At 71.3% G+C, this 16,527-nt stretch carries 12 protein-coding genes; 2 read left to right on the plus strand and 10 right to left on the minus strand.

Translation table 11 applies throughout. The annotated features are described in order from the left end of the window. Positions 1-3 precede the first annotated feature (3 nt). From AB0E14_RS03235 to AB0E14_RS03270, 8 genes are all read right to left on the minus strand, one after another. Positions 4-1,083 carry a hypothetical protein gene (locus AB0E14_RS03235; RefSeq protein WP_362411094.1) on the minus strand — a complete coding sequence of 360 codons (1,080 nt, stop codon included), beginning with the start codon at positions 1,081-1,083 and terminating at the stop codon, positions 4-6. 108 nt (positions 1,084-1,191) lie between these two features. Next, the gene (locus AB0E14_RS03240; protein ID WP_362411097.1) at positions 1,192-1,782 is read right to left on the minus strand and encodes a hypothetical protein; all 591 of its coding nucleotides are present in this window, start codon (positions 1,780-1,782) and stop codon (positions 1,192-1,194) included. A 115-nt stretch (positions 1,783-1,897) separates the two neighbouring features. Next, positions 1,898-3,181: a glutamate-5-semialdehyde dehydrogenase gene (locus tag AB0E14_RS03245; RefSeq protein ID WP_362411100.1), complete on the minus strand. Its 1,284-nt coding sequence runs from the start codon at positions 3,179-3,181 to the stop codon at positions 1,898-1,900. Positions 3,182-3,393: 212 nt separating this feature from the next. Beyond that, positions 3,394-3,888 carry a hypothetical protein gene (locus AB0E14_RS03250; protein ID WP_362411103.1) on the minus strand — a complete coding sequence of 165 codons (495 nt, stop codon included), beginning with the start codon at positions 3,886-3,888 and terminating at the stop codon, positions 3,394-3,396. A gap of 185 nt (positions 3,889-4,073) precedes the next feature. Then, complete coding sequence (gene proB, locus AB0E14_RS03255) at positions 4,074-5,201, minus strand: glutamate 5-kinase (protein WP_362411106.1); 1,128 nt, start codon at positions 5,199-5,201, stop codon at positions 4,074-4,076. A 141-nt stretch (positions 5,202-5,342) separates the two neighbouring features. After that, positions 5,343-5,801, minus strand: a complete 459-nt coding sequence (locus AB0E14_RS03260) for a GtrA family protein (protein ID WP_362411109.1) — start codon at positions 5,799-5,801, stop codon at positions 5,343-5,345. Beyond that, positions 5,801-6,814 carry a glycosyltransferase family 2 protein gene (locus AB0E14_RS03265; protein WP_362411112.1) on the minus strand — a complete coding sequence of 338 codons (1,014 nt, stop codon included), beginning with the start codon at positions 6,812-6,814 and terminating at the stop codon, positions 5,801-5,803. The genes AB0E14_RS03260 and AB0E14_RS03265 overlap by 1 nt, the downstream gene beginning before the upstream one ends. Then, positions 6,811-9,288 (minus strand): YfhO family protein, encoded by a 2,478-nt coding sequence (locus AB0E14_RS03270; protein ID WP_362411115.1) that lies wholly within the window; start codon positions 9,286-9,288, stop codon positions 6,811-6,813. The genes AB0E14_RS03265 and AB0E14_RS03270 overlap by 4 nt, the downstream gene beginning before the upstream one ends. Positions 9,289-9,750: 462 nt before the next feature. Here AB0E14_RS03270 and AB0E14_RS03275 point away from each other — a divergent pair, with 462 nt between their 5' ends. Continuing rightward, the gene (locus tag AB0E14_RS03275) at positions 9,751-12,597 is read left to right on the plus strand and encodes a bifunctional glycosyltransferase family 2 protein/CDP-glycerol:glycerophosphate glycerophosphotransferase (protein ID WP_362411118.1); all 2,847 of its coding nucleotides are present in this window, start codon (positions 9,751-9,753) and stop codon (positions 12,595-12,597) included. Next, the gene (locus tag AB0E14_RS03280) at positions 12,597-13,796 is read left to right on the plus strand and encodes a glycosyltransferase (RefSeq protein ID WP_362411121.1); all 1,200 of its coding nucleotides are present in this window, start codon (positions 12,597-12,599) and stop codon (positions 13,794-13,796) included. Before AB0E14_RS03275 ends, AB0E14_RS03280 begins: the two co-directional genes overlap by 1 nt. A 117-nt stretch (positions 13,797-13,913) precedes the next feature. On the opposite strand, the gene galE is transcribed toward AB0E14_RS03280, so the two are convergent. Beyond that, positions 13,914-14,900, minus strand: a complete 987-nt coding sequence (gene galE, locus AB0E14_RS03285) for a UDP-glucose 4-epimerase GalE (protein WP_362411124.1) — start codon at positions 14,898-14,900, stop codon at positions 13,914-13,916. A gap of 18 nt (positions 14,901-14,918) precedes the next feature. After that, the gene (locus AB0E14_RS03290) at positions 14,919-16,511 is read right to left on the minus strand and encodes a glycosyltransferase family 2 protein (RefSeq protein ID WP_362411347.1); all 1,593 of its coding nucleotides are present in this window, start codon (positions 16,509-16,511) and stop codon (positions 14,919-14,921) included. Positions 16,512-16,527 lie beyond the last annotated feature (16 nt).

A 16,527-nucleotide genomic window follows, 5' to 3' on the forward strand; every position in this document is an offset into this window, starting at 1 on the left:
GCGTCAGAGCGAGGGCTGAGCGCTCGGGGCGAGGGTCCCGCAGAGCGCGGAGACGACGGGCCGGCCCGTTGCGTACGGGTCGGTGACGGCCGGGCCGCCCGCGTCGGAGGCGCGTTCGCCCGCGAGCAGCGGGTGGAGGGCTCCGCCGGCGTCGGGTCCGCAGGCCTGCGGACCCGCCTGGACGGTGCTGGCCAGCAGCTCGGCGCGGTGCATCCGCAGGTCCTCGCGGTCGAAGCGGAAGTGGACCGCGCGGTGGACGGTGAAGAGGGAGGCCGCGGCCACGGGACCGGCACCGGCGGTCGCCGGGCGCAGCGCGTAGGTGAAGGTGTGGTCCGCCGTGACCTCCAGCATGTCGGCGGACGTCTCCGCGAAGCGGAGGGTGCCCTGGACGCGGACGGACGGGTCGGCGAGGGCGACCTCCGCCGGGTCGAACCGCACCAGCCAGCCGGCCTCCGCGTGCCGCCCGTCGTCGGTCGAGGACTCGACGCTCTGGTCGAACTGCGCGAGCTGGTCGGGGTCGAGCAGCAGGCGGGCGGGGCGGACCGTCACCCCCGCCAGCACGTCGGGCTCCAGGGAGGAGGCCACGAGGTAGTCCTTGGCGATGGACAGGGCCGTCACCACCTGGCCCTCCGAGAAGTGGGTCGTGCGACCGGTGACCGGGAGGTTGATGCCGGCGGCGCCCGTGCGGTACTCGGCGGCGGGGCTGTTGGCGAAGAGCTGGGCGGCCTGCCCGCCCGGGACCGGCCCCTGCGGGGCGAGCGGGACCACAGTGGTCCGCAGCGGTTCGGCCCGCTGGTCGACGGGCGGCTGGTAGGGGTTGCGGACGCCGAGATAGATGGCCGTACCGAAGGCGAGGAGGACCAGGAGCACCAGCATGATCGCCGGGCGGGAGCCGGTTCTGGGTTCCCAGGAGGGGCGGGAGCGGACGGCCTGGGAGTGCTCGCCCATGCGCTCTTCCGCCGAGAACTCCTGGAGCCGGGCAGCTTTGACGAACGACTCGTCGAAGACGACGGATCGGTACTCGTCCTCACCACCGCCGGGGTCGGGAACCGGCCCCTCAGGCGGGTCGCCACGCCCTGCCATACCTTCAGAGTAGGTCGGACGGCGCTCCGGTAAACGCCCAGGTACACGACAAGTTCCGAAGATTTCGGACGTGCGGCGCGAAAGGTCCGGCCGGGTGTCCGCGTGTGCTCAGGGAGTACGCGGAACGGCGGGTACCGGGGGCGCGGAGTATTCGGCGGAGGCCGAGGGCGCGGTGACGGCCGGGGGGTTCCCGCGCGGCTTGTCGATGCCGGTGGTGGCGGGGGCCGGGACCTGGTCCTGGCGGTTGGCGGAGGCGCCCCGGTAGACGGCGGTGAAGGCGAGGGCGACCATGCCGACGCCCATCACCAGGGCGAGCACCCAGGCGACGGGCCGGTGCCAGCGGGCGCTGCCCCGGTAGGGGCGCAGGGCGCCGCCGTGCGGGCCGTAGGGGCCGCCGTCGGGGTCGTCCGGGTCGTACGCGTCGCCGTAGGGGCCGGCGAAGGGATCGGAGGGGTCGTAGCCGTCCTCGTCGTCGCCGGGCCGCGCACCCGCTCTGGCGCGGGCGGCCTCGGCCTCGGCGCGCGCCTGGGCGGCCGCCAGAAGGCGTTCCACGGCGGTCGGCTCGTGGACCTCGGCGGCCCGTACGAAGTCCTCGTCGAACACCACGGTGGCGAAGTCGTCCTTCGCGCCCCCGCGGTCGTCCGAGTTCTCAGGGTCCCTGCCGTCCTGGAACGGCCTGCCCCCCACGTCGTCCGGCACGTTTGTCAGAGTAGACCTGAGAGGTGGTTTTGGGCAGGGAGAGTGCGAGACATCCCTTCCCGTCCGGTCCCCCGCGGCCCCGCGGGAGCGGGGCCGAACGGGGGAAACGCAAGGGTCAGCGGGTGTGGCCGTCGCCGGTGACGATGTACTTCGTCGAGGTCAGCTCGGGCAGGCCCATGGGCCCGCGGGCGTGCAGTTTCTGGGTCGAGATGCCGATCTCGGCGCCGAAGCCGAACTGGCCTCCGTCGGTGAACCGGGTGGACGCGTTGACGGCGACCGTCGTGGAGTCGACCAGCTGGGTGAAGCGGCGGGCCGCGGCCTGCGAGGTGGTGACGATGGCCTCGGTGTGGCCGGAGGACCAGAGCCGGATGTGCTCGACGGCCTTGTCGAGGGAGTCGACGACGGCGGCGGCGATGTCGTAGGAGAGGTACTCGGTCTCCCAGTCCTCGGGGGTCGCCGGGACGACGGTGGCCTTGGAGCCCTCGGCGTGGGCGAGCACCCGCTCGTCGGCGTGGACCGTGACGCCCGCCTCGGCCAGGGCCGTCAGGGCGCGCGGCAGGAAGGCCTCGGCGATGTCCTGGTGGACAAGCAGGGTCTCGGCCGAGTTGCAGACGCTGGGCCGCTGGGCCTTGGAGTTGATCAGGATGTCGACGGCCATGTCGAGGTCGGCCTGGGCGTCCACGTAGACGTGGCAGTTTCCCGTGCCGGTCTCGATGACGGGGACGGTGGAGTCCTCGACGACCGTGCGGATCAGGGAGGCGCCGCCGCGCGGGATGAGGACGTCGACCAGGCCGCGGGCGCGCATCAGCTCGCGTACCGAGTCGCGGGACTCGCCGGGGACGAGCTGGACGGAGTCGGCGGGCAGGCCGGCGCCCCCGACGGCGTCGCGCAGGACCTTCACCAGGGCGGTGTTCGAGGAGTACGCGGAGGACGAGCCGCGCAGCAGGACGGCGTTGCCGGACTTGAGGCAGAGGGCGGCCGCGTCGACGGTCACGTTGGGCCGGGCCTCGTAGATGATGCCGACGACGCCGAGGGGGACGCGGACCTGGCGGAGGTCGATCCCGTTGGGAAGCGTCGAACCGCGCACGACCTCGCCCACGGGGTCCGGCAGGGCGGCCACGTCGCGGACGTCGGCGGCGATGGCGCGGACGCGCTCGGGGGTGAGGGTGAGCCGGTCGATGACGGTCTCGCTGGTACCGGCCTCGCGGGCGCGGGCGATGTCCTCGGCGTTGGCCTCGACGATCTCGGCGGTACGGACCTCGAGGGCGTCCGCGATCGCCAGCAGGGCGTCGTCCTTGGCCGCGCGCGGAAGTGGCGCGATTTCGGCGGCGGCGGCGCGGGCGCGGTAGGCGGCCCGGGCGACCGGGGACAGGTTGTCGAGGGGCGTGAGCGAGGTCATGCCCGCAGGGTACTGGCACCACTGCGGACATCCCTCACGAATGCCGTCCGCATCCCGCACTCCGAGACGCTCCTCGGACGCTCCGGACGCGCACGCCGCGCCCGACCTGCCCGACGCGCGCCTGCCGCGCCCGACCCGCCCCGCCCGCCTCACCTGCCCGACGCGCACGCCCGCCCCGCGCACGCCGACCCCGCACGCGCCCCGGGGCGCCTTCAGTACGGGTGGACCCCCACCGGGGCGGCCGGCGGTGGGCCGTAGCCCTCGGCGATGCGCAGGTGGTAGGTCTCGCGGTCGATGACCTCGAGGCCGACGATCTCCCACGGCGGCAGCTTCGCGCTCTGCCGGTGCTCGCCCCACAGCCGGAGCGCGACCGCCGCGGCATCGTGCAGGTCACGGGCCTCTTCCCAGTAGCGGATCTCCGCGTGATCATTGGCGTAGCGGCTGGTCAGCAGGAAGGGATGGTCGTGGGCCAGCTGCTCGAGGCCGCGCCTGACCTCCTTCAGCGGGGCCTCGGCGCCCGAGACGCTGAGGGTGATGTGCCAGAGCTTCGAGGCGACCACCGGCCGCTCCTCACCGCGTGCCCGGTCGGTCTGGGTGCCCTGTCCCTCGCCGCCCTGTCCCTCGTCGAAGTCGGCTCCGGCCTCGACACTGGTCAGGGCGCGTTCGGCTGTCCCGCGGGGCGGTGCCCCTGGGCGCGCTCGTCTCACCGGCGGCCTCCTGTTGATGCGTGTGGTGCTGTACCCCGCCCTGTCTTGTCCCCGAGACAAAGTTGACCAGTCCGAGGCGGCACGTGGGGCGGTTTTGGTAAAGGTCCCTACCGGATGGCCGGTCTTTCAGCCGTTTTCTCCACACGTCTCCCCACGCCTCCACACGTCCGCCGCAAAGGGGCGGATCAGGCGCGCACGACCACCAGGTCGTCGCGGTGGACGACCTCCCGCTCGTACTCGGGGCCGAGCTCGCGCGCCAGCTCGGGCGTGGAGCGGCCGAGCATCCGCGGGATCTCCTTGGCGTCGAAGTTGACGAGCCCGCGGGCGACGGCCCGGCCGTCGGTGTCGCGCAGTTCGACCGGGTCGCCCGCCACGAACTCGCCCTCGACGGCGGCGATCCCGGCGGCCAGAAGTGACTTCTTGCCCTCGACCACGGCCCGTACCGCGCCCTCGTCCAGGGTGAGGCTGCCCTGCGGGGTGGAGGCATGGGCGAGCCAGAGGAGCCGGTCGGCGGAGCGGCGGCCGGTGCGGTGGAAGTACGTACCGGTGTCGCGGCCCGCCAGGGCGTCGGCCGCGCGGACGGCGGAGGTGAGGACCACGGGGATGCCGGCGGCCGCGGCGATCCGGGCGGCCTCGACCTTGGTGACCATGCCGCCGGTGCCGACCCCGGCCTTGCCCGCGGAGCCGATCTCGACATGGGCGATGTCCTCGGGTCCCGCCACCTCGGCGATCCGCGAGGTGCCGGGCTTGGCGGGGTCGCCGTCGTAGAGCCCGTCGACGTCGGAGAGCAGCACAAGCAGGTCGGCGCGGACGAGATGGGCGACGAGGGCGGCGAGCCGGTCGTTGTCGCCGAAGCGGATCTCGTCCGTGGCGACGGTGTCGTTCTCGTTGACGACCGGCAGGGCGCCCATGGCGAGGAGCTGGTCGAGGGTGCGGTAGGCGTTGCGGTAGTGGGCGCGGCGGCTGGTGTCGTCGGTGGTGAGGAGGACCTGGCCGACGCGGACGCCGTAGCGGGCGAAGGAGGCGGTGTACCGGGCGACGAGGAGTCCCTGGCCGACGCTGGCGGCGGCCTGCTGCCGGGCCAGGTCCTTGGGCCTGCGGGTGAGGCCGAGCGGGGCGAGTCCGGCGGCGATGGCACCGGAGGAGACCAGCACGATCTCCTTCTCGCCACCGCTGCGGACCTTGGCGAGGACGTCGACGAGGGCGTCGACCCGGTCGGCGTCGAGCCCGCCGGAGGCGGTGGTGAGCGAGGAGGAGCCGACCTTGACGACGATCCTGCGGGCTTCCGTCACGAACTGCCTTGCCACTGTCACCTGTACCGCCGCCACCTGTACCGCCGTCACCGGCGCCCGTCCCACTCGGATGTCAGGCCGCAATCTACGCGAGCGGGACGGCCCGGCGCCCGCCCGTTTCGCCCGCTGGACGCGGGCGGCCGCCACGGAAACCAAGAGCGGTCAGCGGCTGGCGACCGGGTCCGACTCGACCTCGGAACCGCCCGCCGGGCCGGTCGGCCCGGCGGGTCCCGCCGGGCTCGGCTGCTTGCCGCCCGGCACGAGGATCTTCTTCGACAACAGGTACGTGAACGGAATGGCCACCACGGCCGCGACCAGCGGCGCGATCCGGTCGTCCATACCGGCCCAGGTCACCAGCGCGTACAGGCCGACGCTCTGCACCAGGTAGTTGGTGACGTTGGTGAGCGGGAAGAGTGCGAACTTCTTCCAGGTGGGCCTGGTCCGGTAGGTGAAGTACGTGTTGAGGAAGAACGAGCCGATCATGCTGAGCACGAACGCGATGGAGTAGGCGGCGAAGTACGGCATCCACGGGTGCAGGAGCAGATAGCACCCGTAGAACGTGCCCGTGTTGATTCCGCCGACAAGACCGAAGCGGACGATCTGGCCCAGCTGACCGCGCATTACATCTCCCGATCGGTGGCGACGACGCGTGCGCGGCCGTCCATACGGCCGACTGCGTAGTCGCTGCCCGCGAACGGGTGGCGCGTCCTGGAGCGGTCCGTCTCCTTGACGAGGAAGTGCGGCCGGCGCTTCGTCTCATAGTAGATGCGGCCGATGTACTCGCCGATCAGACCCAGCATCATCATCTGGACGCCGCCGAGGCCCACGATGATCGCGACGAGGGTGACGTAACCCGGGGCGCTGACGCCCTGGGTGAGGGCGGCGACCGCGATCCAGATCGCGTACAGCCCGGCCAGGCCGCTGAGCGTGAGCCCGAGCCAGATCGCCAGGCGCAGCGGCCGGTTGTTGAAGGAGATCAGCCCGTCCATGCCGTAGTTGAGCAGCGAGCTGAACTTCCACTTGGTCTCGCCCGCCTCCCGCGCGGCGTTCTGGTAGTCGAAGGTGACGGTGTCGAAGCCGATCCAGGAGAAGAGCCCCTTGGAGAAGCGGTTGTACTCGGGCAGCGAGATCAGCGCGTCGACGGCGGCGCGGGACAGCAGCCGGAAGTCGCCGACGCCGTCGGTCAGCTCGACGTCGACCCACTTGTTCACGCCCCGGTAGTACAGCCTGCTCAGGGCGGAGCGGACCTTCTTGTCGCCCTCGCGGGTGCGCCGGGCGATGACCTGCCCGTGACCCCGCTCGAACAGTTCGAGCATGCGCTCGATGAGCTCCGGCGGGTGCTGGAGGTCGGCGTCCATGATCACGACGGCGTCGCCGGAGGCCTCGCGCAGGCCGGCCAGCATCGCGGCCTCCTTGCCGAAGTTGCGGCTGAAGGAGACGTAGCGGGTCTGCTTCTCGTGCTCGTCGGCGATGGCGCGCAGCCGCAGGAAGGTTCCGTCCTTGCTGCCGTCGTCGACGTAGCAGAGCTCGTACTCGATGGGCAGCGCGCCCAGGACCTCGCGGATCCGGGCGTCGAACCGGTCGATGACCGCTTCCTCGTTGTAGCAGGGCACAACGACGGACAACTTGATCATGAGCGGTTTCTCCTGGACGAAGAGCGAGCGAGACGCGGGCGGACACGGGTGCGGAACAGGGGAAGGGCGGCGACCGCGAGCAGGACCGCGGCGGCCATGCCGCTCGCCGCCATGCCGAGCTTCAGCCCGGGGGTGTGGTACGAGCAGGACAGCTGCGAGGCGCCGTCCGCGAGGGGTACGGCCATCAGGCCGCCGAGCTTGCGGGGCGCGCGCTCCGCCGCGCCGTCGACCGAGCAGCGCCAGCCGGGAGCGGCGGGCACGGAGAGGACCGCGATGCCCTCGGTGGCGGGCGCGAAGGTGGCACGGATGCCGTGTCCCGAGGCTTCGACGCGGTCCGGGCCGGCGGCACGGAGCTCCCGTACGGTCCGGTCGAGCGCGGCCCGGTCGAGGCAGCCGACGGGGGTCTCGTTGAGCACCGTCCCCCGTTTCGGGCTGACGGTGACGGTGATCCGGCCGTCGGCGGGGACGGTACCGAGCAGGGCCAGCGAGTTCGCGGTCATCGGGTACTTGCCGGCCGCCTCGACGGTCCGGCCGAGCGCGGTGACCTGGCCGGACAGCCAGGGCGCGTTCCAGTAGGCCTCGGTGCCGGGGGTGCACACGGTGGTGAAGGTCGTAGGGCCGCCGCGCTTCACGGACGGCACGCCCCAGCCGTGGCCGGGCTTGCCGGAGCCGGGCGGCGCGGGCTCGGAGCGGACGAGCTTGGGCACCTCGTAGACCCGGGCGCCCAGGACCCGCTCCTGGCGGGCGAAGACGGTGGCGTCGCGCCCCGCCGTCCCGTCGAGGCGCGTGTCGGAGGGCCGCAGGGTGACGACCGGCGGCGCGGAGGCGGTGCGCTGGACGAAGCCGTCGGGGCCGAGGTCGTCCTCCAGGTAGCTGCTGATGCCCATGATCGCGCGGCTGACCGGGTCGTTGAAGCTGACCGTGCCGCGGCCCTGCATGAACCAGCCGCCGCCGAGCCCGTGGAGGGACTGGGCGGTGACGGCCGGCAGATAGCTGCTGTAGTAACGGCCGCCCTGCCCTGCGAGGAGCATCGGGTCGTTGGCGGCGAAGGCGTGCGGGCCCGGGTCGGTGCGGCTCGCGGGCCAGGCGTCGGCCGCCTTGAGCTGGTCGTACGCGGCGCGCGACTGGTCGTCGAAGGTGCGCTTGGGTGCCCACCAGTCCATCGCGTCACGGATCTGGGTGGTGGACAGGACCGTGTACGAGGCGGAGAGCAGGACGGCGCCGGCCAGGGCGACGGTGAGCCCGCGGCGGACCCGGCGGTCGTCCCGGTAGCGGTGCAGCGCGAGCAGCAGGGCGAGGAAGACAAGACCGCCGGCGGCGAGGATCCAGGGCCCTCGCGACATGTACGCGGTGGTGCTCACGCTCAGGACCAGGACGAGGACCAGGGCGCCGCCGCCGAGCAGCTCGGCGGGGCGGGGGCGGCGGGCGAGCGCCAGCCAGGCGACGCAGACCAGGACGGCCGTGAGGGCGATCGATGCGCGGTACGGGCTGCCGTTGGGCAGGGCGAAGCCGTGCCAGAGCAGGATCGTGGGCTCCCAGACCAGGGAGACCGCCATCAGCGCGATCAGGCCGAGCCAGGCGGCCCGCTCCTTCAGCGCTACGCGCCGCATGAACGGGTAGGCGGCGATCAGGAGCAGGCTGAGCATCCCGACGGAGATGTGCGGCACGCGGCCGACGAGCCCGCCGGGGATCAGGTGCGCCAGGTAGTCGGCGAGGTCGGGCGCCCCGTAGTAGACGGCCTCGGGGGCGGGCTGGGACAGCTTGCTCGCCTTGAGGCCGACGGTGAGGACGGGCGCGGCGAGCAGCACACCGACGGCGGTCATGGAGAAGACGCGCGCAAGCACCCGCAGGCGCTCGCCGGTCGGCCGCTCGTCGAGGAGCACCCGGACGAGCAGCACCAGGCCCATGCCGATGGTGGCCATGGCGGCGGTGTAGAAGTTGCCCGCCCAGCCGACGGTGACGAAGAGGGTGCCGAGGACCCAGCGCCGACGGTGCAGACACCAGTCGTAGGCGATGCCGAGGAGCGGGATCGCGACCATGCCCCACATCCACATGGGGTCGGAGAAGCCGTCCGAGACCATCCAGGCGCTGAGGGCGAAGCCGACGGAGAGCAGGGCGCGGAGCCACGGGCTCCCGTCGTGGAGCCGGCCGAGGAAGACGGTCATCAGCCCGGCCGCGAGCCCGGCACTGAGAAGGGTGACCAGGAACACAGGGAACTCGACGGCGTCCCGGGGGAAGACCCCGACCAGCCATGAGAACGGGTTCATGAGGTACGTCACGAAGTCGGCGAAGAACGGCACGCCGTAGCCGCTCGACCAGTTGAACAGCAGGTCACCGGTGGTCTCGCCGTGCATCAGGTCCCACAGCTGGGCGTGGAACGGCACGAACTGGTTGCCGAGGTCGTTGACCGCGCGCGAGCGGCCCCCGAAGGGATAGGTGCCCTGGACGGCCATGGCCACGCAGTAGGCGGTCATGGACAGGAAGGCGGCCAGCCAAGGGGCGATCAGCCCCGCTCTTCGCCGGTTCCGTGGTACCGGTCCGGCTTTCTTCACAAGTGGAGTGGAACCTCCCACCCCTTGCTGAGCATCTGTCCCAGCTGACGGGTCGAGCACGGGGGCCTGCCCTTGGTCTCGAGTACCTGGGCGTCCCCCATTGCCCTGGATATCCAAGTTGAGCAGCATTCTTCCCCGTCCGTCACTTTCCCACGTCTATTTGCGCACAAAGAGGCTACGGCTCCTATGTGCGGACACCTTCTAGACAGGTACGGGGCCGAAAGGGTTGCCCCCTAAAATCGACGAATCCGATCGAGGGGTGCCCCAGCCGCCCCGGCGCGGCCCCCTCGGGGCTCGGACGCCTCCTGAACCGTCGGAGAGCCGGAAAGTGAACGCGAGGTACCGTTGAGGCAGCCTGCGAAAGACAAATGGATCGAGGTGCCAGTGCCTGACGTCTCCGTGATCGTCATCGCCTACAACGACGCAGAGCGTCTCCCGACGGCCGTGCGATCGGTGTTGGACCAGACATTGCAGAGCGTCGAAGTCGTGATCGTCGACGACTGCAGCAAGGACCGCACCTTCGAGGTCGCCCAGGAACTGGCAGCCGCACACCCCGGCCAGGTCCGGGCCTACCAGCTGCCCGAGAACAGCGGCGCGGGCGGCGAGCCCCGGAACGTCGGCATCGGCCACGCGCGGGGCCGCTACGTCATGTTCCTCGACAGTGACGACGTGCTCGAGATCAACGCCTGCCGGAACATGGTGTCGGCCGCCGAGGAGACCGGCGCCGACATGGTCTCCGGCCTCTGCGTCCGGCTCACCAAGGACACCGTCCAGGAGAAGCGCAACGAGTGGTACCCGTGGCTCTACGCGACCACGCGCACCCTGGACTCGGTCACCGAACTCCCCGACCTGTTCGTCTGGGACACCCTGTCGACCAACAAGTGCTACCGGCGCGACTTCCTCGTCGACAACGAGCTCCGCTTCCCCAAGGGGATGTTCTACGAGGACCTGATGTTCATCGCCGACGCCTACATGGCGGCGAAGAAGATCACTCTGATCCCCAACCAGGTCTACTTCTGGCACGTCTACGAGAAGGCCGCCGTCAAGTCGGTCACCAACAGCCGTCACGAAATGGTGAACTACCAGCACCGGCTGGAGATCCACCGTCGTATCGACGCGCTCCTCGACCGCCACGGCCAGGCCGAGATGCGGGCGGCCAAGGACGTCAAGTTCCTCAAGCACGACCTGGTCCTCCATCTGCGTGACCTTCCGTTCCGCGACGAGGCCTACCGCCGCGAGTTCGAGGAGCTCTCCCGGCCGTACCTCCAGGGCCTTGACCGCGAGGCGTACAGCAAGTGCGCCAAGATCCAGGCGATCTGCGCGTACCTGCTCGAGAAGGGCGACTGGGACAACCTGCTGCCCGCCGTGGACACGCTGATCCACCGGGACAAGCTCTCCGCCCCGCTCGCCGAGCGCGACGGCCGCGTCTACTGGTGCGCCGAACACCTCGACGACGAGTTCGGCCGCGAGGTCCTCGACGTCACCGACCTCGGCTACCACCAGAAGCCGATCAACAAGCTGTTCCTGCGCAACGAACTCACCACGTACGAGGAGTCCGGCGGCACCGCCAAGCTCGGCGGCCGGATCACCAACCCGCTGGGGATCGTCAAGCCCGGGGACACCCTCAAGGCCGAGGTGGAGTTCCGGGCCCGCCGGCGCAGCCTGCAGACCTTCCTCTTCCCCGTCACCGAGCTCCGCCACGACGGCGACACGATCCGCTGGGAGACGCGGGCCGACATCAGCGCCAAGCTGCGGCCCCTCGGCATCATCGACTCCGTGTGGGACGTCCGCGTCATCCTCCATGTGAACGGCGTCCGTACCCAGACCCGTCTCACCGTCGAGCAGAGCGACCTCGGCGGCGGCGCGCTCCCCGTCAAGCCGCGGCTGACCCGGCTGGTGGGCGACCGCATAGAGCCCCACCCCACCGCCAAGGGCCACCTCGCCTTCCGGCTCGTCTCCTCCAAGGGCGACAGCGACCGGATCGAGGAGCTCGTCCAGCGCAGCCTGCACGGCAGGCCCGGCCAGATCGCGAAGTCCGGCTACCGGCGTGCCAAGGCGCTGCGCACCACCCTCACCTCCGGTGAGACCAAGCTGCGCCTGTACCACGAGGTCTACAGCCGGCTGCCCGTGAAGAAGCGCACCGTCGTCTTCGAGAGCCAGCTGGGCAAGCAGTACAGCGACAGCCCGCGCGCGATCTACGAGGAGATGGTCCGCCAGGGCCTGGACTTCGAGGCGATCTGGTCCTACACCGGCAGCCCGAAGGACTTCCCCAAGGGCGTCCAGCTGGTGCGCCGCTGGTCCCTGCCGTACCTCAAGGCCCTGGCCCGCGCCGAGTTCTGGGTGGACAACCAGAGCTACCCGCTGCGTCTGGCCAAGCGTCCCGAGACGACGTACATCCAGACCTGGCACGGCTCCGCGCTGAAGAAGATGGGCTTCGACCAGCCCAAGCTCAAGGCGCAGACCCGGCAGCAGCAGGAGGCGCAGCAGAAGCACCTCGACCGCTTCGACCACTTCCTGGTGCGTTCGGAGCACGACGTGCGGACGCTGGCCAAGGCCTTCCGGCTGCAGGACCGCACGCTGATGCGCTCGGGCTACCCGCGCAACGACGTGCTGGTGCAGGCCCGGCAGCGCGAGGAGGAGGCGGGCCGCCGCGAGCGCGGACCGCTCGCCGAGAAGCTCGGCATCCCGGCGGACAAGAAGGTGCTGCTGTACGCGCCGACCTTCCGCACCTCGGGCAAGGCCAGCCAGTTCCAGCTGCCCTTCGACGTGGACCGCTTCGCCGAGGAGTTCGGCGACCGCTACGTCCTGCTGGTGCGCGCGCACTACTTCAACCACGTGGTGCTGCCGCCGAACGTCGAGGGCAAGATCATCGACGTCTCGCACGAGCACGACGTGATGCCGCTGATGGAGCTCGCCGACGCGCTGATCACGGACTACTCCTCCGTGATGTTCGACTACGCGCTGCTCGACCGGCCGATGCTGTTCTTCACGTACGACTACGAGACCTACGTCCACGAGGACCGGGGAACGTACTTCGACCTGCTGGAGCACGCGCCCGGACCGGTCTTCAGGACCGAGGACGAGCTGCACGCGGCCGTGCGCGAACTCGACGCCCAGGGCCGGGAGTTCTGCGACGCCCGCAAGCGCTTCGTGGCCGAGTTCGGCGAGTTCGACCAGGGCAACGCCGCGCGGTCGATCGTCGAGAAGTTCTTCTCCGGGTGGAGCCGTTGATGACCGAGATGATGAGTACGACGACGACCGCCCCGCAGGACGACGACGCGAAGACCAGGGACATCATCCTGATCTCCAACAGTGTCGACGAACTCGGCGGCATCACCAGCTGGTCGCACCAGATGGCACGGCTCTTCAGCGAGCGCGGCCACGCCGTCCACGTCGTCGGTGTCGTCCCCGCTCCGGAGGGCCGCCGCGCCGACCTCGGCGACGACCTGCCCTACCGGACGACGACGCTGTACGACGTCCACCCGCCGTCCCTCAAGTCGAACCGGGGCCTCAAGGGCAAGCTCGACCTGGTCGAGCGTCGGCGCAGGGCCGCGCGGGAGTCCGGCATGCGCCGCGAGGCGGCCAAGCTGACCTCGATCTTCCGCGCCGCGCGCCCGGGTGCCGTCGTCATCGTGACGCAGGTCTGGGCCATGGAGTGGGTCGCGCTCGCGGACACGGCCGGGCACCGCGTGGTCGGCATGAGCCACGAGTCCTTCCTCACCTGCAAGAACTCCTCCCGCTTCCAGCGGGTCAAGAAGTTCTACGCGGACGTCGACCGGATGCTCGCGCTGACCCGGGAGGACGCCGACCTGTGGATCCGGCAGCGCTTCGACCACGTCGGGGCCATGCCGAACCCGCTGCCGTTCTTCCCCGAGGAGCCCTCCCCGCGGACGGCCAAGGTCGTCGTCTCCATCGGCCGGCTGCACGAGGAGAAGGGTGTCGACCTGCTCCTCGACGCCTGGTCCGAGGTCGCGCCGAAGCACCCCGACTGGACCCTGCGCCTCTACGGCTCCGGCGAGGAGGAGGCGGCGCTGAAGGCCCAGAGCGAGCGGCTCGGGCTGACCTCGCAGGTCGAGTGGATGGGACGGACCAGTGACGTCCCCGGCGCGCTGAAGGACAGTTCGCTGTTCGCCCTGTCCTCCCGGGGCGAGGGCTTCCCCCTCGCCCTCATGGAGGCCATGGCCACGGCCGTGCCCTGCGTCGCCTTCGATGTCGCCCCCGGCGTCCGCGAGATCATCACGGACGGTGAGAACGGCCTCATCGTGCCCCCGGGCAACACCGGTGAGTTCGCGCGCAGGCTCGACGAGCTGATCTCCGACCAGGAGCTGCGCGACCGGATGGGCGACAAGGCCCGTGTCGACATCCAGCGCTACTCGACGGACGAGATCGTGGCGCGCTGGGAGAACCTCTTCACCCTGCTCGACCGCTAGAGCTGACGAAGGGAGGCCCGCCGGTGTGACCGGCGGGCCTCCCTTCTTCGTACCTGCGTCTTCGTATCTGCGCGACCTCAGGCTCGTACGGACGTCACGTGTGTGGCGTGCGTGGCGTCAGGCCGACGCGGAGCGGCGGGCGACCCAGCCCGCCCAGGCCGACTCGATCATGTCGCGGACGTCGTGACGGGCCTTCCAGCCCAGCTCGGCGGCGATCCGGTCGGCGGAGGCGACGACCCGCGCCGGGTCGCCCGCGCGGCGCGGGGTGACGACCGGGGCGACGGCGTGCCCGGTGATCTCGTTGATCAGGTCGATCATCTCGGTCACGGAGACGCCCTCACCGCGGCCGATGTTGACCGTCAGGTCGCGCGGCTCACCGGCGGCGGCCCACTCGGCGAGCTTGCGCGCGGCGACCAGGTGGGCGTCGGCGAGGTCCTCGACGTGGATGTAGTCGCGGACGCAGGTGCCGTCCGGGGTGGCGTAGTCGTCGCCGAAGATCCGCGGGGCCTCACCGGCGTCGAGCCGCTCGAAGACCATCGGGACCAGGTTGAAGACACCGGTGTCGGCCAGCTCGGGGGTCGCGGCGCCCGCCACGTTGAAGTAGCGCAGGCAGGCCGTGGAGATGCCGTGGGCCTTGCCGGCGGCACGGACGATCCACTCGCCGGCCAGCTTCGTCTCGCCGTACGGGCTCATCGGCAGGCAGGGCGTCTCCTCGGTGACGAGGTCGACGTCCGGCATGCCGTACACGGCGGCCGAGGAGGAGAAGAGGAAGTTGCGGACGCCGGCCGCCGCCACCGCCTCCAGGAGGACGGTGAGGCCCTGCACGTTCTCGCGGTAGTAGTGCAGCGGCATCTCGACCGACTCGCCGACCTGCTTCTTCGCCGCGAGGTGGACGACGCCGGTGACACCGTGTTCGGCGATGGCGCGGTCCAGGACCTCGCGGTCCAGGGTCGACCCGACCACCAGCGGCACACCCTCCGGCACCCGCTCCGCGTAGCCCGTGGACAGGTCGTCGAGGACGACGACCCGCTCCCCCGCCTGCGTCATCGCCCGGACCACGTGCGAGCCGATGTAGCCGGCGCCACCGGTGATCAGATATGTCATTGCGCCCCAATCCTTCCGCTATGAACGGCGCGAGAGCCTACGGAGCCTGGCCCTGACCGCCCCGAGCCCGTCGCGGGCGCCGGGTGCGATCCGCACCGCGAGCGAGCCGTTCGCCGTGGTGTACTGCTGCACCAGCAATACACCGTACCGGCTGCTCGGCAGCACCGAGCGCCGCTGGCGGCCCTCCGGCAGCCGCAGCGCTGTCGCGAACGTCTCCCCGTCGGCGCACGTCACCGTGGCCCGGATGTCCCAGAACTGGATCCCCGCGTTGCCGCGACCGCGGCCGGCCCGGGCGAGGCCGGTGAGCCCGGCCGGGACCCGGGCGGTCCAGCCGCCGTCCACCTCGGTCAGCTCGGCCCGCTCGGTACGGGCCGGTTCGTCAGCGCCCCGCGGGACGAACGCGACCTCGACGGCACGCGGTCCCGCCGCGCCCACCCTGCCGTACAGGTCGCGGACCGTGAGCCGCAGCTCGGCGCCCGCGCCGGTGCGCAGGGCGGCGTCGACCACCAGCGGCAGGTCGGCCAGCGGCAGGGTGTCCATGCCGTCGAGCCGCACGTCCGGCAGATCCTCGGACCAGACGGCGGTGTCACCCTTCCGGGCGTACGGCGGGAGCAGGCGGGCCGGGTCGGCGGAGAGCCGGGAGAGGCGCAGCAGGTCCCTGGGCTGCTCGGCGGCGAGCAGGAAGCGGGCCGTCCAGCGGGCCGGCGCGGTCGCCGCGGCGATCTCGGCCTCCTCGAAGGCCGCGAGGTGCTCGCGGGTCAGCCGCCACCAGTCGCTCTGGTGCTCGGCGCCGCGCAGCCGCAGCTCACGGGCGTACATCCGCAGGTCGTGTTCGAGGAACTTGGTGCGGCAGGCGGCGGCGAGCTCGGCGCGCCCGGCCTGCTGGAGGGTCTCGACGGCCTGGCGGTGGGCGGCGATCCTGGCCTGCCAGTTGGTGACGTCCTCGCGGGCGAGGGAGATCGACAACTGGGCGGCGGCACGGCGCACGTGCCAGACGTAGACCGTGTCGGGTATCACGGCGATGCGCGGCGCGGCGGCGAGGACGCGGGCGGTGAAGAGGAAGTCCTCGTAGACGAAACGGCCGTCGGGGAACCGGATGCCGTGCTCGGTGAGGAAGGACCGCTCGTAGATCTTGTTGACGCAGAGGGTGTCGTGCACGAGTGGGACGAGGTCGGCCGGCGTCTGCAGGAGCGCGCGCTCCCGGTAGAGGGCGGGCTGCCAGCGCACGTCGCGGCCCTCGGGCAGCTCGCGCCGCACACAGGCGCCGACGGCCACGGGCGTCCCGTGCTCGGTGGCCGCCGCGACCAGGGCCTCGGCCGCGCCCTCCGGCAGGATGTCGTCGCTGTCCAGGAACATCACGTACGGCGCCGTGGCCGCCTGGATCCCGTCGTTGCGGGGGGTGCCGCAGCCGCCGCTGTTCTCGGTGCGGTGGACGACCCGGACCCGGGGGTGGAGCGCCGCCAACTCGTCCAGCACCTGCGCGGTGGCGTCGCTGGAGGCGTCGTTCACGGCGACGACCTCGGCGACGACGGGTCCCTGGGCGAGCGCCGAGCGGATCGCGTCGCCGACCAGCTCCGCGTCGTTGTAGGCGATGACGACGACACCGAGCATGCCTGCGGTCGTGACG

This window comes from Streptomyces sp. NPDC047981, assembly GCF_040653315.1.
GTDB lineage: Bacteria > Actinomycetota > Actinomycetes > Streptomycetales > Streptomycetaceae > Streptomyces.